Here is a 24663-nt window from a genome sequence, read left to right as displayed (position 1 = left end):
GTAAGCTGCGTGTCAATCCGTCCGGGCCAACCGGCACCGCAGTCACGCAGGCATCCGATCCATGAAAAGACCCACCGGCACCCCGCCCCGCTCGGGCAAGAGCCCCGTTGCAGACAAGCGCAGCCAGCCCGCCCCCGAGGCCGCGCGCCCGTCGCGTCGGGTCAAGCGGCACCGCAAGCCGCGCCGCGGCGGCCTGTTCGGCTGGATCGCCGGGCTGGTCACGCTGGTCTGGCGCATCCTGTGGGGGTCGGTCTGGCGGCTGGCCATGACGGTGGCGCTGATCATCGGCGCGGCCAGCGCCTATTTCTACGTCAGCCTGCCCGAGGCCTCGGCCCTGTTCGACGGGCGCGCCCGCGGCAGCGTCACCATGCTGGACCGCGACGGGCGCGTCTTCGCCTGGCGCGGCGAGACCTATGGCGCGGTGACCAGCGACCAGATCCCCGAGGTCCTGCAGGAGGCGGTGATCTCCTCGGAGGACCGCCGCTTCTTCCGGCATTTCGGCGTCAGCCCGCGCGGCATCGCCAGCGCCATCCGCATCAACCTGGCCGAGGGCCGCGGCCCGCTGGAGGGCAACGGCGGTTCGACCATCACCCAGCAGGTCGCCAAGCTGCTGTGCCTGGGCGAGACCTTCGATCCAACCCGATTCGCCAACGAGGCCGAGTTCGAGGCCGAGTGCCGGTCGGGCGGCATCTGGCGCAAGATCAAGGAGATCCCCTATGCCTTCGCCATGGAGGCGAAGTACAGCAAGGAGGAGATCCTCTCGATCTACATGAACCGCTCCTATCTGGGCGGCGGCGCGCGGGGCTTCGAGGCGGCAAGCCAGGTCTATTTCAACAAGCGCGCGGCCGAGCTGAACGTCTCCGAGGCTGCGATGCTGGCGGGCCTCTTGCCGGCGCCCAGCCGCTATGCCCCGACCGCCAGCCTTGAGCGCGCCCAGGCCCGCGCCAGCGTCGTGCTGGGCCTGATGAACGAAGAGGGCTATCTGGACGACGAGCAGCTGGCCCAGGCCCGCGCCAACCCCGCCACCCTGTCCCAGGCCGCCACCGCGCGGGCGGGCGGCTATTTCGCAGACTGGCTGATGGAATCGGGTCCCGGCTTCCTGACCAGCGAGACGACCGAGGACGTGACAATCACCACGACCTTCGACCAGCGCATCCAGCGCGCCGCAGAACGCGCCCTGCAGCGGATCTTCGACGAGAAGGTCAAGGACGGCTCGACCGCCGAGGCGGCCGTGGTCGTGATGTCGGCCGACGGCGCGGTGCGCGCCATGATCGGCGGGCGCGACACGCGGGTGACCGGCGTCTTCAACCGCGCGACCCAGGCCAAGCGGCAGACCGGTTCCAGCTTCAAGCCCTTCGTCTATGCCGCCGCGCTGGAGGCGGGCTATTCGCCCTCCGACCGGATCGAGGACGGGCCGCTGACCATCCGCATTCCCGGCGGGCGCAACTGGTCGCCCCAGAACTATACCCGCAACTATCGCGGCATGGTCACGCTGACGCAATCGCTGGCGCAGTCGCTGAACACCTCGACCATCCGCCTGCAGGAGGTCGTGGGCCGCGACCAGGTGATCCGCGTGGCACGCGACTTCGGCATCGTCAGCAACCTGACCACCAGCCCCTCCCTGGGCCTGGGCGCGTCCGAGGCCACGCTGATGGAGCTGACCGGCGCCTATGCGGGCATCCGCAACGGCGGCACCTCGGTGGCGCCCTATGGCGTGGTCGAGGTCGCGATGCAGGGCGACGACCGCCCGCTGATGGGCCAGACCGGCGGCTTTGGCGAGCGTGTCATCAGCCAGCGCGCGGCGGGGCAGCTGATCTACATGATGCAGCAGGTGATCTCGAACGGCACCGGCGGGCGGGCGCAGCTGGGCTCGCGCCCGGTGGCGGGCAAGACCGGCACCACCAGCAGCTATCGCGACGCCTGGTTCGTGGGCTTCACCGAGCAGTACGTCACCGGCGTCTGGATGGGCAATGACGACAATACCCCCCTGACCGGGGTCACCGGCGGCGGCCTGCCGGCCGAGATCTGGCAGGCGGTGATGTCCGAGATCCATGACGGCCTGCCGGAGCTGCCCCTGTCCACCGTGTCCCCCGACGGCAGCGGCATCATCATGTCCAGCGGCGGCTCGACCCCGCAGGTGGTGACCAGCGGTTCAGCCGACGACCCGCTGGCCGCGGCCTTGGCCGGGGTGATGAACAGCGTCGAGGCGCAGAACAGCGGCCGCGTGCTTACCGCCCCCGGCGAGGTCCAGGGCGGCCCGCCCGCCACGCCGGGCAGCAGCGTGGGCGCGGAATCCGACGATGCCCTGTCCCGCGCGCTGAACGGCATCCTGGGCGGGAACTGACGGCCCTACGCACCCCGCATCAAGACGCCGCCCAATCGCAGGATCGGGCGGCGTTCTTCATTCCGGGGTGGCGCGGGTCAGCCCGCCTGGCGCAGATCGGCGGCCAGACCGGCCACGTCGCCCTGACGGCGGGCCAGCATCGCGGCGATCTCGGCGCGTTCGCTGGCCAGCATGTTCACGCCCTCGATGATGATGTTGAAATAGAGGTCCTGCCCCGACCGGTCTGAGACGTGCCACTCCACCTCCATCGGCGCCCGCCCGTTCAGATAGGCGACCGAGGTCACGGCAAAGAAGCTCTTCAGCGGCCGTGCGCCCGTCACCTCGATCCGCGAGCCAATGAACTCGCGGAACCGCGCACCATACTTGCGCCCGATATAGCCCTGGAAGGCCTGCCGGTAGTCCGCAAAGACGGCCGGGTCGGTCTGGCGCGCGGCGGGGCCCAAGGCCGAACGCGCGATCACGTCCACATCCGCATAGCGGGCAAAGATCGCCTCGAACTGCTGATACATCTGCGGGGCGGGCTGGCCCGAATTGATGACCTGATAGACCTCTCCCAAGGAGCGGTCGATCAGGGCGCGCGCGCCGTTCGCGTCCAGCGCGAAGGCCGCGCGTCCCGGCAGCACCACCGCGGTTCCGGCCATGGCCAGCATGCCCAGGAAACCGCGCCGGTCACTCCGCATAGGGGTCGATGATCGCATCATCGTCATAGGGGTCATAATCGTCACCGGTCTCTCCCAGATCAAAGCGGCGGTTCATCAGCCAGATCAGCCGTGTCTGGGCATAGCTATCCGCACTGCCCTGCAGGATGCCATCCACCGTATCCCCGAACTGCGCCCGATCACCGGCTTTTGAGGCGACGCGCAGCGCAAAGACCGTCGCCGCGTCGCGCCCGTCGAAGACGTGATAGAGCGGGTCGATCAGCAGGTCGACGACCATCCCCACCGCATCGCGCTGCGTGGAGGGGCCCAGCACGGGCAGTTCCAGATAGGCGCCCTCGGGCACGCCCCAGACCGCCAGCGTCTCGCCGAAATCGGTGTCGCGCTCGGTCACGCCGAAGCTGTCGGCGGCCGGGTCGAACAGCCCGCCCAGGCCCACCGTGGTGTTGACCGCGAACCGCGTCAGGTTGGTGCCCGCATCGGCGGGGCGGCCCTGCAGCAGGCCGTTCACGACCTTGACCGGCAGGGTGAGGTTGCGCCCGGCATTGCGCACCATCTGGACCGGCCCGATCGGCGCGTCGGGATCGCGCGGCGCCGCATCGTCATCGCCGCGCAGCCGATTGGCGACCGGGGCGATCACGCGCGCGTCCAGCGCCTTGTTGAAGGCATGGACGCGGCGGTTCTGCGCCTCGAACGGGTCGCTGACGGGGATGCCGTCGGTCTGGACGGGCGCGGTGGCGGCGCAGCCTGCACCCAGCAGCGATACCAGCAGCAGCGGAAGGACTCGGAACGGGGGCAAGGGAATCCTAACCTTTCTGTGGAAAGCAGGGCATCAGACTGGCAATGGCCATGCCCGGTGATATGGTCGCTGCAAGAACGTGGCAAGCCCCGGCGGGGCTGTGGACAGGCGGGACGGGACGGATGGCCAAGGGCGCGAACCTGCAGAACGGCGAACGCGAACTGCGGGCGGCCCGCGCGACGGGCTGGCGGCTGTTCCTGGCGGTGGGGATCTTCTCGGCGGTGGTCAACCTGCTGATGCTGACCGGGCCGCTGTTCATGCTGCAGGTCTATGACCGCGTCCTGGCCTCGCGCAGCGTCGAGACGCTGACCGCGCTGTTCGTCCTGGTCGTGTTCCTGTTCCTGCTGATGGGGGTGATCGACAGCATCCGCGGCAGGGTCATGGGCCGCATCGCCGCCCGGTTCCAGGACCGGATGGAGGGACGGGTCTTCAACGCCGCCCTACGCGAGGGCGCGCTGCGCGGAGACGAGGCCGCGGCGACCGCCGGCGGCATGCGCGACCTGGATTCGGTGCAGCGCCTGATTGCCTCGCCGGTGGCGCTGGCCTTCTTCGACCTGCCCTGGGCGCCGCTGTTCCTGGCGGCCGTCTACATCTTCCACCCCATCCTCGGGATCGTCGCGACGATCGGCGGCGCGATCCTGGTCGGGACCACGATCCTGAACCGGGTGCTGACCAAGGCGCCGCTGCAGGGATCGGCCCATGCCGGGGCGCAGGCGCAGCGCATGGCCGACCTCTATCGCGACGAGGGCGAGGTGATCGGCGCCCTGGGCATGCGCGGCGCGACCTTCGCGCGCTGGCGGATCGCCCGTGCCGAATCGCAGGACAATGCCGTGCGTGCGGGCGACCTTTCCTCCGGGTTCAGCGTCTTCTCGCGGACCTTCCGGCTGTTCCTGCAAAGCGCGATGCTGGCCGCGGGGGCCTGGCTGGTGCTGCGACAGGAGCTGACTCCCGGCGCGATGATCGCCAGCTCCATCGTGATGGGCCGCGCCCTGGCGCCGGTGGACCAGCTGGTCGGCGGCTGGCCCTCGGTCCAGGCCGCGCAGGATGGCTGGGCGCGCCTGGCCGGGCTGCTGTCGCGCCAGCCCGCCGACGTGCCGCGCACCCCCCTGCCCCGACCCGAAGGCCGCCTGGAGGTGCGCAACCTCTCGGTCGCCCCGCCGGGCGAGAGCCAGGCGACCCTGCGGGGCGTCAGCTTCGGCGTCGCGCCCGGAACCGCCCTGGGGGTCATCGGGCCGTCGGGGGCGGGAAAGTCGACGCTGGCCCGCGCCGTGATCGGCGCCTGGCCCGTGGGCGCGGGCAGCATCCGCCTTGGCGGGGCGACGCTGGATCAGTACGATCCCGACGTGCTGGGCGCGCTGATCGGCTACCTGCCCCAGCAGGTGACCCTGTTCGACGGCACCATCGCCGACAACATCGCCCGCCTCAGCGACCGGCCCGACCCCGACCGGGTCGTGCGCGCCGCGCAGGCCGCCGCCGCGCATCAGATGATCCTGGACCTGCCGCAGGGCTATGACACCCGCATCAGCCAAACGGCCGGGCGACTGTCGGGCGGGCAGATCCAGCGGATCGGCCTGGCCCGCGCGCTCTATCCCGATCCGGTGCTGCTGGTGCTGGACGAGCCGAACTCGAATCTGGACAACCAGGGCTCCGAGGCGCTGAACCAGGCCATCCGGCGGATCAAGGCGCAGGGCGGGGCGGTCATCATCATGGCCCACCGCCCGGCCGCCATCAACGAATGCGAAAATCTCCTGGTGCTGGAGAGCGGCGTCCGCCGCGCCTTCGGGCCGCGCGACAAGGTGCTGGAACAGATGGTGCAGAACTCGGCACAGATCCGGCAGGCGCAAAGCGCCGGCCAGGGCGGAGGTGTGGCATGACCCGGCAGAAGGGCGCGGAGCGCCGCAAATGGCCCGTCCGCGGGCCGATCATCGCCGGCTGCCTGGGCGTGGCGATCCTGATCGGCGGCTTCGTGGCCTGGGCCGTCTCGACCCAGATCTCGGGCGCGGTGGTCGCGACGGGCCAGGTCGAAGTCGAGCAGCAGCGTCAGATCGTCCAGCATCCCGACGGCGGCGTCGTGCAGGAGATCGCGGTCTCGGAAGGCGCATCGGTGGCGGCGGGCGACGTGCTGCTGTCGCTGGACGGCACGCTGCTGCGGACCGAGCACACCATCGTCGAAGGCCAGTATTTCGAGATATTGGCCCGCCGCGGCCGCCTGGAGGCGGAGCGCGCCGATGCCGCGGAGGTCACCTTCCCCGAGGAGCTGATGACCGCGGCCGAGACCGCGCCCGCGCTGCGCGATCTGGTCGAGGGGCAGTCCAGCCTGTTCGTCACCCGCCTGGACACGCTGCGCCAGTCGCTGGACCAGCTGTCCAAGCAGTCCGACCAGATCGATTCCGAGGTCGACGGCATTGACGCCCAGATCGCCGCCTTGGGCACGCAGCGCGAGCTGATCGGCCGCGAACTGCGCGACCAGCAGAGCCTTCTGGACCGGGGCCTGGCCCAGGCCAGCCGGGTCTTGGCGCTGGAGCGCGAGGCGGCGCGCATGGACGGCGAGCTGGGCTCGCTGCAGGCCAGCCGCGCGGCCGCCGCGATCCGCCAGACCGAGCTGGAGATCCAGCGCCTGCGCCTGGCCGCCGAACGCCGCGAACAGGCCGAGACCGAGCTGCGCGATCTGGGCTATCGCGAGCTGGAGCTGGCCGAGCGCCGCCGCAGCCTGACCGAACAGCTGGACCGCCTGGAGATTCGCACCCCGGTGTCGGGCGTGGTCTACAACATGCAGGTGACGACGCCGCGATCGGTGATCCGTCCGGCCGATCCGCTGCTCTACATCATCCCGCAGGACCGTCCGCTGGTGATCGGGGCGCGGGTCGCCACGATCAATGTGGACGAGATCCAGGTCGGCCAGCCGGTCGTGCTGCGTTTCTCGGCCTTCTCCTCGCGCACCACGCCCGAGATCGACGGCCGCCTGGACCGGATCTCGGCCGATGCGCTGATCGACGAGGCGACCCGCAGCCCCTACTACCGGGCCGAGGTCTCGATCCCGCCCGAGCAGCTGGACAAGCTGGGCGATCTGGCGCTGGTGCCGGGCATGCCGGTCGAGGTCTATATCCAGACCGGCGACCGCAGCCCGATGGCCTATCTGATGAAGCCGCTGACGGATTACTTCAACCGGGCGTTCCGAGAGAGCTGATCAGCGCGATCCTGTCAGGTGGTGCGGGCCGAGAGCGGCGGGGGGCCAGCCCCCCGCGCCCCCCGGGATATTTACATGAAGAAGAAGGGTCAGCGCTTGCGCCGCCGCTTGGTGGCGCGCTTGATCTCGGCCAGCCGTGCCTTGACGGCCATCCGCCCCGGACCGCCGCGCCGCCCCTTGACCGGGCCGCGCGGCAGCGTCGCGCCGTCCAACTCCAGAAGGTCCAGCGTCAGCCCGCCCGTCAGCGGCAGCGCCTCGGCCAGCCGCACCGTGACGCGCTGACCGATCCCGATCTCCAGCCCCGTGTCGCTGCCGATCAGCATCTGGCGGTCGGGGTCGAAGTGGAAATATTCCTGCCCGATGGCGCGGATCGGCAGCAGCCCGTCGGCGCCGGTCTCGTCCAGCTTGACGAAGGCGCCGAACTTCTGGATGCCGCTGATCCGGCCGGTCATCTCGGACCCCACCCGCTCGGCCAAAAAGGCTGCCAGATAGCGGTCGGTCGTGTCGCGTTCGGCGGCCATGCTGCGCCGCTCAGTCTCGCTGATATGGGTCGCGGTCTCGGGCAGGCGCTCGATCTGATCCTCGGTCAGCCCGTCCTTGCCCCAGCCATGCGCGCTGATCAGCGCCCGATGCACCACCAGGTCGGCATAGCGCCGGATGGGCGAGGTGAAATGCGCATAGCTTTTCAGCGACAGGCCGAAATGGCCGTAATTCTCGGGGTGGTAATAGGCCTGGGTCATGGATCGCAGCGTGCTGATGTTGATCAGCTCATCGAAGTCGCTGCCATCGGCCTGGGCCAGCAGGCGGTTGAGGTGGCTGGTATGCAGCACCTGCCCCTTGGCCAGCGTGAAGCCCGAGGCCTGGGCCACCTCGCGCAGCGCCTCCATCTTGTCCAGGCTGGGTTCCTCGTGGACGCGGAACAGCAGCGGACGCTGGCGGCGGATCAGCTCCTCGGCGGCGGCCACGTTGGCCAGGACCATGAACTCCTCGATCAGGCGATGCGCGTCCAGACGCTCGCGGAAGGCCACGGCCTTGACGCGCCCCTCGGGGCTCAGTTCGATCCGGCGTTCGGGCAGGTCCAGCTCCAGCGGCTGGCGGCGCTCGCGCGCGGCCTTGAGCAGGCCATAGGCATGCCACAGCGGACGGATCACGTCGTCCATCAGCGGCTCGGTCTGCGCATCGGGCGCGCCGTCCGCGCCCGCCTGCGCCTGTTCATAGGCCAGGCTTGCGCGGCTGTTTATCATGCCGCGGTGAAAGCGGTGGGCGGTCTTGTTGCCCTGCGCGTCCAGACGCATCTCGACCGCGATGACGGGGCGGTCCACGCCCTCGTGCAGCGAACAGAGGTCGGCCGACAGCGCCTCGGGCAGCATCGGCACCACGCGGTCGGGGAAGTAGGTCGAATTGCCCCGCGTCCAGGCCTCGCGGTCCAGCGCGGAGCCGGGGCGGACGTAATGGGCCACATCGGCGATGGCGACCCAGATGGTCGCGCCGCCATCCTCCTCGACGAAGGCCGCGACCGCATCGTCATGGTCGCGCGCATCCGAGGGGTCGATGGTGACCAGCGGCAGGCGGCGCAGATCGTCGCGGCCCTTGAGGGGCGCAGGCGTGGCGGCCTCGGCCTCGTCGATGGCCTTCTGGGGGAATTCGTCGGGAATGCCGTGCTGATGGATGGCGATCAGGCTGACGGCGCGCGGCGCAGACGGGTCGCCCAAGCGTTCGATGATGCGCGCCTGCGGCAGGCCCATGCGGGCCTTGGGGCCGATCTGCTCGGCCTGGACCAGTTCGCCGTTGGCCGCGTCCAGCGTGGCGTCGGCGCGCACGCGCCATTCCTTGTCCTGGCCCTTGTCGATGGGCAGGATGCGGCCGCCTTCGCTGTCCTTGCGGAAGATGCCGGTGATACGGTTCGCCTGCGCGGTGATGCGGCGGATCAGGCGGGCCTGATACTGATGGTCCTCGCCCACCACCGGGATCAGCCGGCCCAGGAAGCGGTCGCCGCGCCCCAGAGCCGGGTCGGATTTCAGCGCCGCATAGAGGATGCGCGGCATCGGCCCGGTCCCCGACCATTCCAGCGGCCGCGCGAACAGGTCGCCCGACCCATCGGGGGGCAGCAGCTCCAGCACGGTGACCGGCGGCAGGGTCTCGGCGTCCAGGTAGTGGCGGCGGCGGCGTTCCAGCTGGCCCTCGGCCTCCAGCTCCTTCAGCAGGCGCTTCAGCTCGATCCGCGCGGCGCCCTTGATGCCGAAGGCCTTGGCGATGTCGCGCTTGGAATTGGCCGAAGGATGTTCGGCCAGCCATTCCAGGATCTGCGCCTTGCCGGGGATCTGGGTCATGCGATCACCCGCACCATGTCGCGATGCGGGATGCCCGCATCGTCATAGACCGGGCCCTCGGCGACGAAGCCCAGCTTTTCATAAAAGCCCATCGCATGGACCTGCGATCCCAGATGCGCCTCGCGCACACCGCGCGCGATCAGCGCGTCGATGGCAGCCTGCATCAGCCGGGCGCCCATGCCCGTGCCGCGCTGATCGGCCAGCACGCAGACGCGGCCGATCTTGCCGATCTCGCCCTTGATCAGCAGGCGCGCGGTGGCGACGGGGCGGCCCGCATCGTCGCGGGCCAGCAGGTGGATGGCGCCCGCGTCCAGGTCGTCCATCTCGTCGGCCTCGGGGACGGACTGCTCCTCGATGAAGACGGTGCGGCGCAGAGCGTGGCAGGCGGCCAGATCGGTCGTTTCCTCGATCGTCATGCAAAGAACCTTTCCAAGACGCGCTGATAGATCACCTTTAGCTGGCGGACCTGCTGGGCGGGGACGCGTTCGTCCACCTGATGCATGTGGGCCCCGACCAGGCCGAATTCCACCACCGGGCAGTGATCCTTGACGAAACGCGCGTCCGACGTGCCGCCCGAGGTCGACAGGACCGGCTGGCGGTTGGTCTCCTGCGTGACCACGCCGCGCACCAGATCGACGAAGGGGCCGGGCGCGGTCAGGAAGGCCTCGCCCGAGATATAGGCCGCGACATCCAGCGCCACGCCCGTCTCGGCCGTGATGCGCGCGGCATGGTCGGACAGGCAGCGGTGCAGTCCGTCTCCCGTATGCAGATCGTTGAAGCGGATGTTGACCACCGCCACCGCCTTTTCCGGGATCACGTTCGACGCGGGGTTGCCGCAGTCGATCGTGGTGATCTGCAGGCCCGAGGGGTCGAAATGATCCGTCCCCTGATCCAGCGGCTCGGCGGTCAGTTCGGCCAGATAGCGGGTCAGGGCGTGCAGCGGGTTCAGCGCCTTGTGCGGATAGGCGGCATGGCCCTGCTTGCCCCGCGCGGTGATGGTATAGGTCGCTGATCCGCGGCGGCCGATCTTCATCATCTCGCCCATGACCTCGGGGTTCGACGGCTCGCCCACGATGCAGGCCTCCATCCGCTCGCCGGTCTCGGCCATCCAGTCCAGCAGCGCGATGGTCCCGTCGCGGGAGGTGCCCTCCTCGTCGCCGGTGATGGTCAGGATCACCGCGCCATCGGGCGGGGTCTCGCGCACGAAGTCGATGGCCGCGCAGGCAAAGGCCGCCACGCCCGACTTCATGTCGGTCGCGCCGCGCCCCCAGATCACGTCATCGGCGTCCCAATGCCCCGAGAACGGCGGATGCGTCCAAGAGGCCAGGTCGCCCGGCGGCACCACGTCGGTATGGCCGTTGAAGCCGATGGCCCGCGCCCCCTTGGCGCCCCATCGCGCAAACAGGTTCGGCGTGCCCGCCCGGTCGACGCGGTGGCATTCGAAGCCCGCCTCCTCCAGCACCTCCTGCAGCAGGACCAGCGCGCCGCCCTCCTCGGGGGTGACCGAGGGGCAGCGGATCAGGCGGGCGGTCAGGTCGGCGGCGTCAGGCATCACAGGCTCCAGAGTTCGATTGCACGGCGGACCAGGTTCAGCCCGGTCAGGATCAGAAGGATCAGCGTCCAGCGGCGGAACTGCGCGACATCCAGGCGGTCCTGCAGCGCGAACCCCGCCATCATGCCCGCAAAGGCCGGCACGCAGAGCAGCGCCGACAAGGGCAGCGTCTGCGCATTCAGAAGCCCCGAGGCCAGATGCGCGACGAACAGCACCACCGCCCCGATCAGGAAGACCACGCCCTGGACGCGGACCTGCTCCTTTTTCTCGGTACCGATGGACAGCAGATAGACGATCAGCGGCGGCCCCCAGATGCCCGAGATGCCGCCGTAAAGCCCGCCGATGACGCCCGACCAGCCTTCGGCCCGCCGCCTGTGGCGCAGGTTCAGGACCAGCGGGCGGCCCGACAGCTGCCACAGGGCGAAGAGCGTGATCGGCACGCCCAGCAGGCCATACATGATCCATTGCGGCATGATCGCGGCAAAGCCCGCCGAGACGCAGATGAAGAGGCAGACCATCGTGATGTGCAGGCGGAACTTCCGCGCCGATTCCAGCGCGGGGCCGCGCCCGTCGCGCACCGCCTGCTGCACGTTGGTGAACAGTGTCGGCAGGATCATCGCGGGCAGCGCCACGGCGGCGGGCATGATCGAGCCGAAGGCCGACATCATGATCATGGGCATGGCAAAGCCCAGGGCCCCCTTCACGAATCCTGCAAAGGCGGTGATCCCGAAGGCCGCCAGGAATTGCCAGGGCTCCAGTCCGAACATGGCCGCACGCTAACCGCGCCCGCGGGAAAGGAAAAGGCCGGTTTCACGCGCGGATCGGGTGCGACAGATTAGGTCGAATATGATCCGCGCAGCGCAAAATTGTTGCGCTGCGAATGCGAAGGCGCTAGTCATGCTGCAACGCCGCGAAAGGATGACCTGGATGAAAGACCTTCAGCATTGCTCGGATGCCGTCCTGTCGGAACTGGACGCCCTGCAGGACCGCGCCACCACCGCGCTGCGCGACCGCGTCACGCAAGGCGGGCGCGTCGATCCGGCGCTTCTGGACCGGCATCAGCACGCGGCCCATGCGCTGTCCTGGCTGGCCACCTATGTGCTGTCGCTGCGGCAGCTGCAGGCCTGGGCGGCGCGGGTCGAGGGTCCGATGGAGGCGCTGATCGCGCAGATCGGCATGGCGGAATACCTGACCCAGATCCTGGGCGGCATCCCGATGAGCCAGACCGAATTCGCGCGCCTGTCCGATCTGGGCGTCACCTGGGAGCCGTCGGAGGAGGCGCGCACCCTGATGGCCGGTAACAGCCCAGAGGCGCGGGCCGAACTGGCCGCTCTGATCGCGCAAAACGCGGGTGCCGCGACCTTCGGCGCGTCGGGCCTGGACGAGGATCTGGAGATGATCCGCGACCAGTTCCGCCGTTGGACAGATGACAAAGTCGTGCCCCATGCCCATGGCTGGCACATGAGGGACGAGCTGATCCCGATGGAGATCATCGAGGAGCTGGCGGGTCTGGGTGTCTTCGGCCTGACCATCCCCGAGGAGTTCGGCGGTCTGGGCATGCCCAAGGCGGCGATGGTCGTCGTGTCCGAGGAGCTGTCGCGCGGCTATATCGGCGTGGGCAGCCTTGGCACGCGCAGCGAGATCGCAGCCGAGCTGATCCTCTGCGGCGGCACCGACGACCAGAAGGCGCAGTGGTTGCCGCGCCTGGCCAGCGGAGAGACCCTGCCCACCGCCGTCTTCACCGAACCCAATACCGGCAGCGATCTGGGGTCGCTGCGGACGCGGGCGGTGCGCGACGGCGACGATTGGATCGTGACCGGCAACAAGACCTGGATCACCCATGCCGCGCGCACCCATGTGATGACCCTGCTGGCGCGCACCGACCCCGAGACGACCGACTATCGCGGCCTGTCGATGTTCCTGGCCGAAAAGACGCCCGGGACGGATGCCGACCCCTTCCCCACCCCCGGCATGACCGGCGGCGAGATCGAGGTCCTGGGTTATCGCGGCATGAAGGAATACGAGCTGGGCTTCGACGGCTTCCGCGTGGCGGGTGCGAACCTGTTGGGCGGAGAGACGGGCCAGGGCTTCAAGCAGCTGATGCAGACCTTCGAATCGGCCCGCATCCAGACCGCCGCTCGCGCCATCGGGGTTGCGCAGAATGCGCTGGAGCTGGGGTTGCGCTATGCGCTGGACCGGCGACAGTTCGGCAAGCCCCTGGCGGAATTCCCGCGCGTGGCCGACAAACTGGTGATGATGGCTGTCGAAATCATGATCGCGCGGCAGCTGACTTATTTCAGCGCGTGGGAAAAAGATCACGGTCGGCGCTGCGATCTGGAGGCCGGGATGGCCAAGCTGCTGGGCGCGCGCGTCGCCTGGTCGGCGGCGGACAATGCGCTGCAGATCCACGGTGGCAACGGTTTTGCGCTGGAATACCCGATCAGCCGGGTGCTGTGCGACGCCCGAATCCTGAACATCTTCGAGGGCGCGGCCGAGATTCAGGCCCAGGTGATCGCGCGGCGACTTTTGGGTTGACGCACGCATGCACTGGATCGATCGGCGGAATGACGCTAGACCACGTCAGTTCCGCTTGACCGTGCCTTTAGGAGCCGCGCCCCATGTCCCTGTCGACCCGCCCCGTTCTTGCCCTTGCCGCCCTGGCCACGCTGGCCCTGTCCGCCTGTTCGGAACCCGCCGGCGATCCGATGGGGGGCATCCCGGCCAATGACTACGTGCTGGTCGGCATCGGCAACGGCACCGTGCCGCTGCGCAACATCACCCTGACCACCCGCCCCGAGGGCGTGTCGGGCCGCGGCCCCTGCAACGGCTATGCCGCCAAGAACACCGTGCCCCTGCCCGCCGTGGCCTTCGAGCCGCTGCAGACCACCGGCGTCACGGGCTGCGCCGACGAGGCGGTGGAACAGCGCTTCTTCCAGGCGCTGCAGCAGGCGACCTCGATGGAGTATTACGGCGGCGTCCTGCGCATCAAGGGCCCGACCTGGCTGATCTTCGAAAGCGGCCGCCCGGCCGAGCAGGCCACCGACGCGCTGTCGGCCGCGCGCGGCAACCAGTAAGGCCTTAGGCCCGCAGCAGGCGGCGCATCAGCCGCCCGCGCGCCGCCGGCAGGGGCCGCCCGACCAGATCGGGCGCCAGCCGGTGTTCCAGGAAATGCCCTGTGATGGCCAGCCCCAGGGCCAGGCCGTCACCCTGGGCCGTGCCCCCCATCAGCGCCGGCAGCGGCAGCAGCCGGTCCGCCCATTCCCCCGCCCCCGCCCGGCTGACCGCGCGCCCGCTGCGCGGGCTGACGAAGGCCAGATCGACGGTATCGCCGGTGACCGCGCAGGCGCCCAGGTCCAGGCCGTAACCCATCTCCTCCAGCAGCAGCATCTCCCAGGCCAGATAGGCGGCGGACCAGTCGCCCCCGGCCTCGATCCGGTCCAGCAGGTCCTCGGTCCGCAGGGTCAGCTGCGGGTGCGGGTCGCGTTCGGGCAGCGCGAAGACCAGCAGCGCGCAGACCGCGTTCAGCGCCGCCAGCCCCGCCGCGTCGGCCATCAGTCCGCTGCGCAGCCGCAAGGGTTCGGCGGTGAAGCTGCCCAGCTGGTCGGCCTGCCGCGCCCGCCAGCGCAGGTCCAGATGCGCGCCGGGTTGCAGCATCGCCGCGCGACGCGACGAGGCGCCGCCGGGCACCACGCCGGAATGGCGGCCATGCTCGACGGTCAGCACGTCGATGATCAGCGCGGTCTCTCCGTGCGGGCGCCGTGCGAGGACGGTGCCCGGTGCCTGCCATTCCACGATCAGACCCCGTCGGGCAGGACCAGCGCGCCGTCGCCGGACAGGGGCCAGAACGGGTTGCAGGCGATCTCCCAGACATGCCCGTCCGGGTCGGCCAGATAGCCGGAATAGCCACCCCAGAAGACCGCCTCGGGGCGCTTCAGCGCGCGGGCACCCGCCGCCAGGGCCGCGTCAAAGACCGCATCGACCTCATCGCGGTCGGTGCAGTTCTGCGCCAGGGTGACGGCGCCGCTGCCGGGGGGCAGCGTCTCGCGGCCCTGGTCATGGGCCAGATCGGCCAGCGGAAACAGCGCCAGCGCTGAGCCGTTCATCTGATAGAACAGGATGCCCGGCTGCGACTGCGGATGCGGCAGCCAGCCCCAGGCCGCATAGAAGCGCTGCGCCCGCGCCAGGTCGGCGACGCCGAGCGTGATCAGCGTCACGCGCTGTCGGGGCAGGGTCCGGGGCGGTGTCGGGGCCATGGGCGATCCTTTCCGGTCAGGCTGACATGGCGGCGGCGGTCGGGCAAGCCCGCTATTGCGCGCGCCCGGCCGCCAGGTCGCGCCGGTCGCGCCGCCGCCGTCCGGCCTGGCGCAGCAGGGTCGCGGTATAGATCGCCAGCGCCGCCCAGATCATCGGGAAGGCCACCAGCCGCGCCCCGTCGAAGGGCTCTCCGAAGATCAGCACGGCGCAAAGGAAGATCATCGTCGGCGCGATGTATTGCAGGATGCCGATGGTCGACAGGCGGATCAGCTTGGCCCCGTTGGCATAGAACAGCAGCGGGATCGCGGTGATCGGTCCGCAGCCCAGCAGCAGCAGCGCCTGTCCCCAGCCCGCCGACAGGAAATGCGCCTGCCCCGCCGCGGCCTGCCAGATCAGGAAGGCCGCCGCGAAGGGCGTCAGCAGCAGCACCTCCAGCGTGAAGCCCTGGTTGGGACCAAGCGGCAGGCTCTTCTTGCAATAGGCATAGATACCCCAGGACAGCGTCAGCCCGATGGCCACCACGGGCAGCCGCCCGGCCTGCACCGTCAGCAGCACGACCGCCGCCGCCGCCAGCGCGATGGCCGCCCATTGCCCGCGCGTCAGCCGCTCCTTCAGCAGGGTCGCGCCCAGGAACACGCTGAACAGCGGGTTGATGTAATAGCCCAACGCCGCCTCCAGCGCCTGATCGTTGGCGATGGCCCAGACATAGATCAGCCAGTTGACCGAGATCAGCACCGCCGTCAGCGCCGCCATGGCCAAGAGCCGCGGCTGGCGCAGCGCCTGTCCCACGTCGCCCGCGCGCCCCTGCCACAGCAGCACCGCCGCCGCGATGGGCAGCGACCACAGGATGCGATGCGCGATGATCTCGGCCGCGGGCAGATGGGCCAGCGCCTTCATGTAGATGGGCAGGAACCCCCACAGCAGATAGGCTGTGACGGCATAGGCCAGGCCCTTGGGCGAATCGGTCTGCGGGATGCTCATGCCCGGATGCATATGCTGCAACGCGCGACCCCGCCAGAGGTCAGACAAGCCCGTCCTGATCCAGAAGCGTGCGCCCGTCGCGGGATTCGATCTCCAGCACCCAGAGGTCCGGGTCGCGGGCGCGCTGGCGGGCGATGGCGGCGTCGATCTCGGCTTCGGGGCCGGTCTGGACCGCGACCCAGGGGCGGGTGTCGCTGTCCATGTCCCATTCGCGCATCCACAGCGCGGCGCTGCCGTCCAGATGCGCGCATTTCACCGCGATGGCGCCCGCCGTGTCGTCGCCCCGCGCCGTCACATAGGCGGGGATGGCGGCCTGGGCCAGCCGCGCCCGATAGGCTGCGACCCAGAGGGACGCGGCCAGCCGCGCCTCAGCCATCGCCGTCGCGGAAGTTCAGGCCGATCTCGTCATAGCGTTCGGCCTCGTTCTCCCAGTTCTCGCGGACGCGGACCTGCAGGAACAGGTGGACGCGGCGGCCCATGAAGCCCTCCAGCTCGACCCGCGCGGCCTGGCCCACGGCCTTGATCGTCTCGCCGCCGCGGCCCAGCACGATGCCCTTGTGGCCGGGCCGGGCGACATAGACGACCTGCTCGACCCGCGCGCTGCCGTCGTCCTTCTCCTCCCAGGCCTCGGTCTCAACCGTCAGCTTATAGGGGATCTCCTCATGCAGGCGCAGGGTCAGCTTCTCTCGGGTGATCTCGGCCGCGATCATGCGCATGGGCAGGTCGGCGATCTGATCCTCAGGGTACAGCCACGGCCCCTTGGGCAGGCTGCGGGCGAGCCAGTCGCGCAGCTGCTGGCAGCCGTGCCCGCGCATGGCCGAGATCATGAAGGTCTCGCGGAAGGGATAGGCCTCGTTCAACCGCTTGGAGAGCGCCAGCAGGGCCTCGGCCTTGACGCGGTCGATCTTGTTGATGACCAGGGCCACGGGCGTCCCCTGCCCCAGGTTCGCCAGCTGCTCCAGGATGGCCTGCGCGCCGTCGGTCAGCCCGCGATGCGCCTCGATCAGGACCAGCACAACATCCGCATCCGACGCCCCGCCCCAGGCCGCCGCGACCATGCTGCGGTCCAGGCGGCGGCGCGGGCGGAAGATGCCCGGCGTGTCGACGAAGACGATCTGCGCGGGGCCGTGCATGGCGATGCCGCGGATGCGGGCGCGGGTCGTCTGGACCTTGTGGGTCACGATGCTGACCTTGGCGCCGACCATCTGGTTCAGCAGCGTGGACTTGCCCGCGTTCGGCTCTCCGATCAGGGCGACGAAGCCCGCGCGGGTGGGCTGATCGGGGGTGGCGTGGTCGGGGGTGGTTTCGTCGGTCATGTCGGGTTCTCCAACCGGTCCAGCAGCGCTGCGGCGGCGGCCTGTTCGATGCTGCGCTTGGTGCCCGTGCCGCGGGCCTGCGCGTGGCGGCCATCCTCCAGCCGGACGGTGATCAGGAAGACCGGCGCATGGTCGGGGCCGCTGCGGTCGGTCTGTTCATAGACGGGGGGCGGCATGCCCTGGGCCTGGGCCCATTCCTGCAGCGCGGTCTTGGCGTCGCGGCTGTCCTCGGCCACGCGCTCCAGGCGCGGGCCCCAGTGGCGCAGCACGATCCGGCGCGCGGCGTCGAACCCCGCATCCAGATAGACGGCGGCCAGCACGGCCTCCATCGCATCGGCCAGAAGCGCCTCCTTGCGGCGCCCGCCCGACAGCATCTCGGACCGGCCCAGCTTCAGCACCTCGCCCAAAGACAGCTCGCGCGCGACGGCGGCGCAGGTCTCTCCGCGCACCAGCGCGTTGTAGCGGGGCGCCAGCTGGCCCTCGCTGGCGGCGGTGTCGGCGGAAAACAGCGCCTCGGCCATGACCAGCCCCAGGACGCGGTCGCCCAGGAACTCCAGCCGCTGGTTGTCGGGCCGCGTCGCGCTGGCGATCGAGCCATGCGTCAGCGCGCGGATCAGCAGTTCGGGCCGCGCGAACTCATGCCCCAGACGGGCCATGAAGGCCCGGATGTCGGCCGAGGGCGTCACTCCACCGCCTTGAAGAAGCGGTCGGACCGCCAGGTCCAGAAGTAGAGCAGCGACCGCCCCGCGGAGGAGAACATGATCCGGTCGGCGCGCCCGATCAGGTATTCGGCCGGCACGAAGCCCAGGCCGCCGATCTCGGCGGAGAAGCGGCTGTCCTCGGAATTGTCGCGGTTGTCGCCCATGAAGAAGTACTGGCCCTCGGGGACGGTAAAGGTCGGCGTGTCGTCGGCCACCCAGCCATCGACGATGTTCAGGATGGAATGGCTGCGCCCGCCGGGCAGGGTCTCGGTCAGCCGCTCGCTGATGCAGTCGCCGCCGGGGGCGACCGGGTCGTTCACGCAGCGCGGGATCAGGCCCTGCGGGCCCTGCTGCTCCTTGACCTCGATGAACTCTCCGGCGGGGGCGACCTGCACCGGCTCTCCGTTGATCCACAGGCGGCCGCCGCGCATCTGCACCGTGTCGCCCGGCAGGCCGATCACCCGCTTGATGAAATCGACGTTGCGGGTGGGGTGGCGGAACACGGCCACGTCGCCGCGTTCGGGCGCACGCTCCAGGATGCGGCCGCTGATCGGGCACATCGAGAAGGGGCAGCTATGCGCGGAATAGCCGTAGGCCATCTTGTTCACGAACAGGAAGTCGCCGATCAGCAGCGTGTCCTTCATGCTGCCCGAGGGGATCCAGAAGGGCTGGAAGAACAGCGTGCGGAAGATGCCCGCGATCACCAGCGCCCAGAAGATCGTCTTGACGGTCTCCCAGATGCCGTCCTTTTTCTCGGGCGCTGCCGTTGCCATTCCGCGTGGTCCTTTTTGTCCGGGGGCCGCGCCCCTGCATCCGGGCGTTCATGGGCCGGGGATCGGGCAAAAGTCAAGCAGGCGCAGGGCCGGGACGGGCCTCGATCACCACGAAGGCCTGCGCCCAGGGGTGGTCGTCGGTCAGCGTGACATGCACGATGGCGTGATGGCCCGCAGGCGTCATCGCGGCCAGCCGGTCGGCGGCCCATCCGGTCAGCGCCATGACCGGCTGACCGGACGCGAGGTTCGTCAACGCCATGTCGCGCCAGCTGATCCCCATGGCCAAGCCGGTGCCAAGCGCCTTGGAGCAGGCCTCCTTGGCGGCCCACCGCTTGGCCAGCGTGCCCGCCTCGTCGGCGCGGCGCGCGGCGCGGGCCAGTTCCGTGTCGGTGAAGACGCGGGTGCGGAACCGGTCGCCGAAGCGGTCCAGCGTGCCTTGGATGCGGTCGATATTGGCCAGGTCCGTGCCGATGCCCAGGATCATGGGCGCGCGGCATCCATGCGGGCGCGCATCTCTCGGATCGCGCCGTCCAGACCGAGGAACACCGATTCCGAGATCAGGAAATGCCCGATGTTCAGCTCGGCGATCTGGGGGATGGCGGCGATGGGGCCGACCGTGTCGAAGGTCAGCCCGTGGCCCGCATGGACCTCCAGCCCCAGGTCGGCGGCCAGCGCCGCCCCCTCGCGCAAAGCGGCCAGTTCGGCGTCGCGCTCGGCGTGGCGGCCCTCGGTGTCCAGGTCGCAATAGGCGCCGGTATGCAGCTCGACCACCGCCGCGCCGATGCGGGCGGCGGCGCGAATCTGGGCCGCTTCATGGCCGATGAACAGCGACACCCGGCAGCCCGCCTCGCGCAGCGGCGCGATATAGGCGGCCAGCATCGCCTCGTTGCCCGCCACGTCCAGCCCGCCCTCGGTCGTGCGCTCCTCGCGCTTTTCGGGGACGATGCAGACCGCATGGGGGCGGTGGCGCAGGGCGATGGTCTGCATCTCCGCCGTGGCGGCCATCTCGAAGTTCAGCGGCCGGGTCAGGCGGGCCATCAGCGCGTCGATGTCGGCGTCGCCGATATGGCGGCGATCCTCGCGCAGATGCGCGGTGATGCCGTCCGCGCCCGCGGCCTCGGCCATCAGGGCGGCGCGCAGCGGGTCGGGCCAGGGCGTGCCGCGGGCGTTGCGGATGGTCGCGACGTGGTCGATGTTGACGCCAAGGCGCAGCATGGGGTCCTCCGGACTGGGTTGGGGCGCAGTCTAGACCCGTGCCGGGGCGGATGCCAGTTCGGTCGCGACCGCCCACCACCCGTTGCGCGCAAGGGCCGCAGCCGAGGCATGGGCGGATGCCGCGTCACCATGGATGCCGAAGCAGGTCGCCCCCGACCCCGACATCCGCGCCAGCCGCGCCCCCGTGGCCGACAACGCCGCCAGCACCTCGGCGATGACCGGAGCGGTGGCGATGGCGGGCGCCTCGAGGTCGTTGCGGACCGTCCGCAGCCAGCCGATCAGCGCCTCCGCGTCGCGAAAGGCCGGGATCGCCGGCAAGCCCGGATTGTCGCGCCGCGACAGCGCGGCAAAGATCGCGGGGGTCGGCACCGCGACGCGCGGATTGGCCAGCACCAGATGCAGCGCGGGCAGGTCCGGCAGCGGGGTCACGATCTCTCCAATGCCCTGCATCCGCGCGGGGCGGCTGGCCAGGCAGACCGGCACGTCGGCGCCAAGCCGCTCAGACCGGTCGGGCAGCGGATGGCCCATCCGCGCCAGCCCGCGCAGCACCGCCGCCGCATCCGCCGAGCCGCCGCCGATGCCCGAGGCGACCGGCAGCGCCTTGGTCAGCCGGATCGCCGCCTGCCCGCCCGCCAGCCGCGCCGCGCGCAGGCAGAGATTGTCGTCCCCGACCTCCAGCCCCGCGGCGAAGGGGCCGTCGATGCGCAGCGACAGGGGGCCGGGCGACAGCGTGACCGTATCGCCGACCGAGGCGAAGCAGACCAGCGAATCCAGCAGGTGATAGCCGTCGGCGCGGCGCCCGGTGACATGCAGCGCCAGGTTCAGCTTGGCCGGAGCCGCCTCGATGATCATTCGGCCGCGTCGGCCTCGGTCTGCGGGGATTGGGTGGGGTGGCTGGCCACGGGGCCGTCCTCCTCGGCCATCACCGCGTTCAGCCCGCGCTCCAGCTTGTCGCGGATGCGGTCGGCATCGACCTCGCCGCTGTCGCCGGGTTCCAGCGACAGGGCGCGCTGCCACTGGATCTGCGCCTCGCGGTGGCGGCCGACCATCCAGTAGATGTCGCCCAGATGGTCGTTGACCAGCGGGTCCGACGCCATCGTGGCGATCGACTGCTCCATCGGCGCCACGGCCTCCTGATAGCGGCCGAGCCGGAAATAGGCCCAGGCCAGGCTGTCCAGGATATAGCCGTCGCCGGGCGACAGCTTGACCGCCTTCTGGATCATCTCCAGCGCACGGTCCAGGTTCTCGCCCCGGTCGATCCAGGAATAACCCAGATAGTTCAGCAGGCTGGCCTGATCGGGCCGGATCTCCAGCGCGGCCAGCAGGTCGGCCTCGGCCCGGTCGAACTGGCCCGCGCGCTCCAGCGCGATGCCGCGGGCGTAGAGCGGGAACCAGCGCAGGTCCGCGGGCGCGTCGGCCAGCAGCTCCAGCGCCTTGTCATAGCTGGGCACGGACTGGGCGAACTTCTCCTGCTGGCGCAGCACGTCGCCCAGGGCGATCCAGGATTGCGGCAGGTTCGGATAGGCCGCGGTCAGCGCCAGCGCGGCCTTTTCGGCCTCGTCGGGTCGGCCCGCACGCGACAGGGCGTCGATGCGCGACAGCTCGGCCTGGGGGCGCATCTCGCCCATGCCGCGCACGGCGTCGAACTCGGCCTCGGCCAGGTCGAACTGCTGGCGCTCCTGCAGAAGCTGCGCCGCCATCAGCCGCGCCTCGGCGTTCTGCGGAGAGATCCAGGCGGCCAGGCGCGCATGGATCAGCGCCAGGGGCTCGGGGTCGGGGCTGCTGGCCAGGGCCGAGGCGAAGGACAACAGCAGATGCGCGATCCCGTCGCCCGGCCCGGCGATCACGTCGAAGGGCAGCACCTGCCCGTCGCGCAGCGCGTCGCGCATGGCCAGCAGCTGCGGCTCGGCCTCCAGTCCCTCGATCTGGTCCAGGATCGCCAGCGCCTCGTCGCCGCGGCCCAGCTGCGACAGGATCTGCACGCGCGCGGTCAGGCCCAGCACATGGCCGCCCGCCTCGGACTGGCCGATCAGGGTCTCGGCGGATTCGTAATCGCCCGCCAGCGCGCGGGCCAGCGCCAGGTGATAGTTCACGATGGGCGCCAGGCTTTCCGTCGCGGCCAGCGCCTCGAAGGCGGCCATGGCCTCGGTCGCGCGGCCCGCGCCCAGAAGCGCCCAGGCCCGGATCGTGCCGTCCATCAGGTCCTGCTCGGTCGGGATATCGCCTTCGGGGCGCGCGTCGATCAGGTCGATCACCCCCTGCCAATCGCCGGCCCGCACCAGCTGCGCCCGGCGCAGCAGGCCCGCCAGCTCGGTCGGGCGGTCCTCCTGGAACAGCCGCTCCGCCAGAAGCGCCGCGCGCTCGACCTCCCCGGCCGAGGCCAGCGCCACCAGCGCGCTGTCCACCAGATAGACGTCCTGCGGATCGCGGGACGAGGCCTCGCTGAAATAGCGGGCGGCGGCGCGGAAGTCGTTCTCGACCGTCGCCATGCGCGCGGCCAGATAGGGTCCGGCCAGGCCGCGGATCGGCGCGGGCTGGGGGGCGTCCTGCGCCAGCGCCGGCAGACCGGCGGCCGACAGGGCGGCCAGCAGCGCCAGCGTCAGCAGGGCGGGGCGGGGTCGGGTCTGGGTCACGGGCGGCACTTCCGGGTTCACATTCGCGTTGCCCGCAAGCCTAGCGGCCCGATGCCGGGCAGGCAACGCCCCCGCCCGGCGGATACATCACATGTTCGGGTAATTCGGCCCGTCGCCGCCCTGGGGCGTGGTCCAGACGATGTTCTGGCTGGGGTCCTTGATGTCGCAGGTCTTGCAGTGGACGCAGTTCTGGAAGTTGATGACGAAGCGCGGACCCGCCGCATCCTCGACCACCTCATAGACGCCGGCCGGGCAGTAGCGCTGCGCGGGTTCGGCATATTCCGGCAGGTTGACCGCGATGGGCACCGACGGGTCGCGCAGCTTAAGGTGGCAGGGCTGGCTCTCCTCGTGGTTGGTGAAGGAGAACGCGACATTGGTCAGCCGGTCGAAGGACAGCTTGCCGTCCGGGCGCGGATAGTCGATCGGCTTGTGGTCGCGCGCCTTGCCGGTGGCGGCGGCGTCGGACTTGCCGTGCTTCCAGGTGCCAAGCGGGTTCCAGCCGGTCAGGTTGGCGGTCCACATGTCCACCGCGCCCAGCATCAGGCTGGCCGAGAGACCCATGCGCGACCAGATCGGCTTGACGTTGCGGACCTTCTTCAGGTCCTGGCCGATGGTGCCGCCGCGCACCGCCGTGTCGTAGTCGCTCAGCCGGTCGCCCGCGCGGCCTGCCGCGATGGCGGCAGCGGCAGCATTCGCGGCCTCGATGCCCGAATGCATGGCGTTGTGGTTGCCCTTGATGCGCGGCACGTTGACCATGCCCGCCGAACAGCCCAGCAGCACGCCGCCGTCGAAGGACAACTGCGGCAGCGACTGCCAGCCGCCCTCGCTGATGGCGCGGGCGCCATAGGCCACGCGCTTGCCCCCCTCCAGCAGCTCGGCCACCATCGGATGGTGCTTGAAGCGCTGGAACTCCATGTAGGGATACAGATGCGGGTTCTCGTAGTTCAGGTGGACGACGAAGCCGACCAGGACCTGGTTGTTCTCAAGGTGATAGATGAAGCTACCGCCGCCCGCGTTCCTGCCCAGGGGCCAGCCCATCGTGTGCACGACGCGGCCCTTGTGGAACTTCTCGGGGGCGACCTCCCAGATCTCCTTCATGCCCAGGCCGAACTTCTGCGGGTCGTGGCCCTTGGACAGGTCCAGCCGGGCCATGATCTCCTTGGCCAGCGATCCGCGCACGCCCTCGGCGATGAAGACGTACTTGCCCAGTAGCTCCATGCCCGGCTCATAGCCGTCGCCGATGCTGCCGTCGGGGTTGCGGCCGAACTCGCCCGCGACGACCCCCGCGACGCGGCTGCCGTCCCACACGACCTGGCTGGCGGCCATGCCGGGAAAGATCTCGACGCCCAGGGCCTCGGCCTGTTCGGCCATCCAGCGGCAGACATTGCCCATGCTGACGATGTAGTTGCCGTGGTTCGACATCAGCGGCGGCATGGGCCAGTTCGGCACGCGCACCTGCCCCGCCTCGCCCAGCACATAGAAGTTGTCGTCGGTGACGGGCGTGTTCAGCGGCGCGCCCTTCTCGGCCCAATCGGGGATCAGGCGGGTCAGGCCCGACGGGTCCAGGACCGCGCCCGACAGGATATGCGCGCCGACCTCGGACCCCTTCTCCAGCACGACGACCGACAGGTCGGGATCGATCTGCTTCAGACGGATCGCCGCGGACAGGCCCGCAGGCCCCGCGCCCACGATGACCACATCGTATTCCATCGATTCGCGGGCGATCTGGGTCTCATCGGTCATGTGCTGCGGCCCCCTCCGTGGCAAACTGGCTGTCCGACAGATAGCGGCCCCGCCCCGCCGGGGCAATCGTGACGCGGCGAAGAAACGCAGCGCCCGCCTGCGGCGCCGGGCGCGCGCGCAATCCCGCCCGGCCGCGCGCGATCGTGCCATCCCGTCTTGCATTGCCGGCCGTTTTGGTG

At 70.1% G+C, this 24663-nt stretch carries 23 protein-coding genes; 5 read left to right on the top strand and 18 right to left on the bottom strand.

The genetic code is table 11. The features are described from left to right. The first annotated feature begins 61 nt into the window (after positions 1-61). Entirely contained in the window at positions 62-2344 is a 2283-nt protein-coding gene (locus tag AC2SGK_RS00775) for a transglycosylase domain-containing protein (protein WP_488321698.1), read from the top strand. A 77-nt stretch (positions 2345-2421) separates the two neighbouring features. On the opposite strand, the gene AC2SGK_RS00770 is transcribed toward AC2SGK_RS00775, so the two are convergent. Beyond that, entirely contained in the window at positions 2422-3024 is a 603-nt protein-coding gene (locus AC2SGK_RS00770) for an MlaC/ttg2D family ABC transporter substrate-binding protein (RefSeq protein WP_488321697.1), read from the bottom strand. Continuing rightward, the gene (locus AC2SGK_RS00765; protein WP_488321696.1) at positions 3014-3799 is read right to left on the bottom strand and encodes an MlaA family lipoprotein; all 786 of its coding nucleotides are present in this window, start codon (positions 3797-3799) and stop codon (positions 3014-3016) included. Before AC2SGK_RS00765 ends, AC2SGK_RS00770 begins: the two co-directional genes overlap by 11 nt. Positions 3800-3921: 122 nt before the next feature. Here AC2SGK_RS00765 and AC2SGK_RS00760 point away from each other — a divergent pair, with 122 nt between their 5' ends. Then, complete coding sequence (locus AC2SGK_RS00760; RefSeq protein ID WP_488321695.1) at positions 3922-5673, top strand: type I secretion system permease/ATPase; 1752 nt, start codon at positions 3922-3924, stop codon at positions 5671-5673. Then, positions 5670-6986 carry an HlyD family type I secretion periplasmic adaptor subunit gene (locus AC2SGK_RS00755; protein WP_488321694.1) on the top strand — a complete coding sequence of 439 codons (1317 nt, stop codon included), beginning with the start codon at positions 5670-5672 and terminating at the stop codon, positions 6984-6986. Before AC2SGK_RS00760 ends, AC2SGK_RS00755 begins: the two co-directional genes overlap by 4 nt. Before the next feature lie 89 nt (positions 6987-7075). Here the strand turns inward: AC2SGK_RS00755 and rnr are convergent, their stop codons facing one another. From rnr to AC2SGK_RS00735, 4 genes are read right to left on the bottom strand one after another with little or no spacing between them, the layout of a single operon-like run. Next, entirely contained in the window at positions 7076-9316 is a 2241-nt protein-coding gene (gene rnr / locus AC2SGK_RS00750) for a ribonuclease R (RefSeq protein WP_488321693.1), read from the bottom strand. After that, positions 9313-9732, bottom strand: coding sequence for a GNAT family N-acetyltransferase (locus AC2SGK_RS00745; protein WP_488321692.1), 420 nt, complete (start codon positions 9730-9732; stop codon positions 9313-9315). The genes rnr and AC2SGK_RS00745 overlap by 4 nt, the downstream gene beginning before the upstream one ends. Beyond that, positions 9729-10868 (bottom strand): succinyl-diaminopimelate desuccinylase, encoded by a 1140-nt coding sequence (dapE, locus tag AC2SGK_RS00740; protein ID WP_488321691.1) that lies wholly within the window; start codon positions 10866-10868, stop codon positions 9729-9731. Before dapE ends, AC2SGK_RS00745 begins: the two co-directional genes overlap by 4 nt. Next, positions 10868-11635, bottom strand: coding sequence for a sulfite exporter TauE/SafE family protein (locus AC2SGK_RS00735; protein WP_488321690.1), 768 nt, complete (start codon positions 11633-11635; stop codon positions 10868-10870). The genes dapE and AC2SGK_RS00735 overlap by 1 nt, the downstream gene beginning before the upstream one ends. A 160-nt stretch (positions 11636-11795) precedes the next feature. Between AC2SGK_RS00735 and AC2SGK_RS00730 the strand changes: the two genes are divergently transcribed. Both AC2SGK_RS00730 and AC2SGK_RS00725 read left to right on the top strand, forming a co-directional pair. After that, positions 11796-13403 (top strand): acyl-CoA dehydrogenase family protein, encoded by a 1608-nt coding sequence (locus AC2SGK_RS00730; protein ID WP_488321689.1) that lies wholly within the window; start codon positions 11796-11798, stop codon positions 13401-13403. A gap of 83 nt (positions 13404-13486) precedes the next feature. After that, complete coding sequence (locus AC2SGK_RS00725) at positions 13487-13942, top strand: META domain-containing protein (protein ID WP_488321688.1); 456 nt, start codon at positions 13487-13489, stop codon at positions 13940-13942. Between the two features lie 4 nt (positions 13943-13946). Here the strand turns inward: AC2SGK_RS00725 and recO are convergent, their stop codons facing one another. The 12 genes from recO to AC2SGK_RS00665 form a co-directional block, all read right to left on the bottom strand. Beyond that, positions 13947-14663, bottom strand: a complete 717-nt coding sequence (recO, locus tag AC2SGK_RS00720) for a DNA repair protein RecO (protein ID WP_488321885.1) — start codon at positions 14661-14663, stop codon at positions 13947-13949. Continuing rightward, the gene (locus AC2SGK_RS00715) at positions 14663-15097 is read right to left on the bottom strand and encodes a VOC family protein (protein WP_488321884.1); all 435 of its coding nucleotides are present in this window, start codon (positions 15095-15097) and stop codon (positions 14663-14665) included. Before AC2SGK_RS00715 ends, recO begins: the two co-directional genes overlap by 1 nt. 76 nt (positions 15098-15173) lie before the next feature. Further along, entirely contained in the window at positions 15174-16103 is a 930-nt protein-coding gene (rarD, locus tag AC2SGK_RS00710; RefSeq protein ID WP_488321687.1) for an EamA family transporter RarD, read from the bottom strand. 40 nt (positions 16104-16143) lie between these two features. Continuing rightward, positions 16144-16479: a DUF1491 family protein gene (locus AC2SGK_RS00705; RefSeq protein ID WP_488321686.1), complete on the bottom strand. Its 336-nt coding sequence runs from the start codon at positions 16477-16479 to the stop codon at positions 16144-16146. Beyond that, positions 16472-17419: a GTPase Era gene (era, locus tag AC2SGK_RS00700; protein WP_488321685.1), complete on the bottom strand. Its 948-nt coding sequence runs from the start codon at positions 17417-17419 to the stop codon at positions 16472-16474. The genes AC2SGK_RS00705 and era overlap by 8 nt, the downstream gene beginning before the upstream one ends. After that, positions 17416-18105 carry a ribonuclease III gene (gene rnc / locus AC2SGK_RS00695; protein ID WP_488321684.1) on the bottom strand — a complete coding sequence of 230 codons (690 nt, stop codon included), beginning with the start codon at positions 18103-18105 and terminating at the stop codon, positions 17416-17418. Before rnc ends, era begins: the two co-directional genes overlap by 4 nt. Further along, positions 18102-18893 carry a signal peptidase I gene (gene lepB / locus AC2SGK_RS00690; RefSeq protein ID WP_488321683.1) on the bottom strand — a complete coding sequence of 264 codons (792 nt, stop codon included), beginning with the start codon at positions 18891-18893 and terminating at the stop codon, positions 18102-18104. The genes rnc and lepB overlap by 4 nt, the downstream gene beginning before the upstream one ends. 73 nt (positions 18894-18966) lie before the next feature. Further along, on the bottom strand, positions 18967-19377 hold the full coding sequence (acpS, locus tag AC2SGK_RS00685; protein ID WP_488321682.1) for a holo-ACP synthase: 411 nt from the start codon (positions 19375-19377) through the stop codon (positions 18967-18969). Next, positions 19374-20108 (bottom strand): pyridoxine 5'-phosphate synthase, encoded by a 735-nt coding sequence (locus tag AC2SGK_RS00680; RefSeq protein WP_488321681.1) that lies wholly within the window; start codon positions 20106-20108, stop codon positions 19374-19376. Before AC2SGK_RS00680 ends, acpS begins: the two co-directional genes overlap by 4 nt. A 30-nt stretch (positions 20109-20138) precedes the next feature. Further along, positions 20139-20960, bottom strand: a complete 822-nt coding sequence (locus tag AC2SGK_RS00675; RefSeq protein WP_488321680.1) for a 4-(cytidine 5'-diphospho)-2-C-methyl-D-erythritol kinase — start codon at positions 20958-20960, stop codon at positions 20139-20141. Further along, positions 20957-22741: a tetratricopeptide repeat protein gene (locus tag AC2SGK_RS00670; RefSeq protein ID WP_488321679.1), complete on the bottom strand. Its 1785-nt coding sequence runs from the start codon at positions 22739-22741 to the stop codon at positions 20957-20959. Before AC2SGK_RS00670 ends, AC2SGK_RS00675 begins: the two co-directional genes overlap by 4 nt. An 87-nt stretch (positions 22742-22828) precedes the next feature. Further along, positions 22829-24484: an electron transfer flavoprotein-ubiquinone oxidoreductase gene (locus tag AC2SGK_RS00665; RefSeq protein WP_488321678.1), complete on the bottom strand. Its 1656-nt coding sequence runs from the start codon at positions 24482-24484 to the stop codon at positions 22829-22831. Between the last annotated feature and the right edge of the window lie 179 nt (positions 24485-24663).

Source organism: Paracoccus sp. NIOT.M2S5SZ12, assembly GCF_057748165.1.
This window is presented reverse-complemented; position numbering and strand designations above follow the sequence as displayed.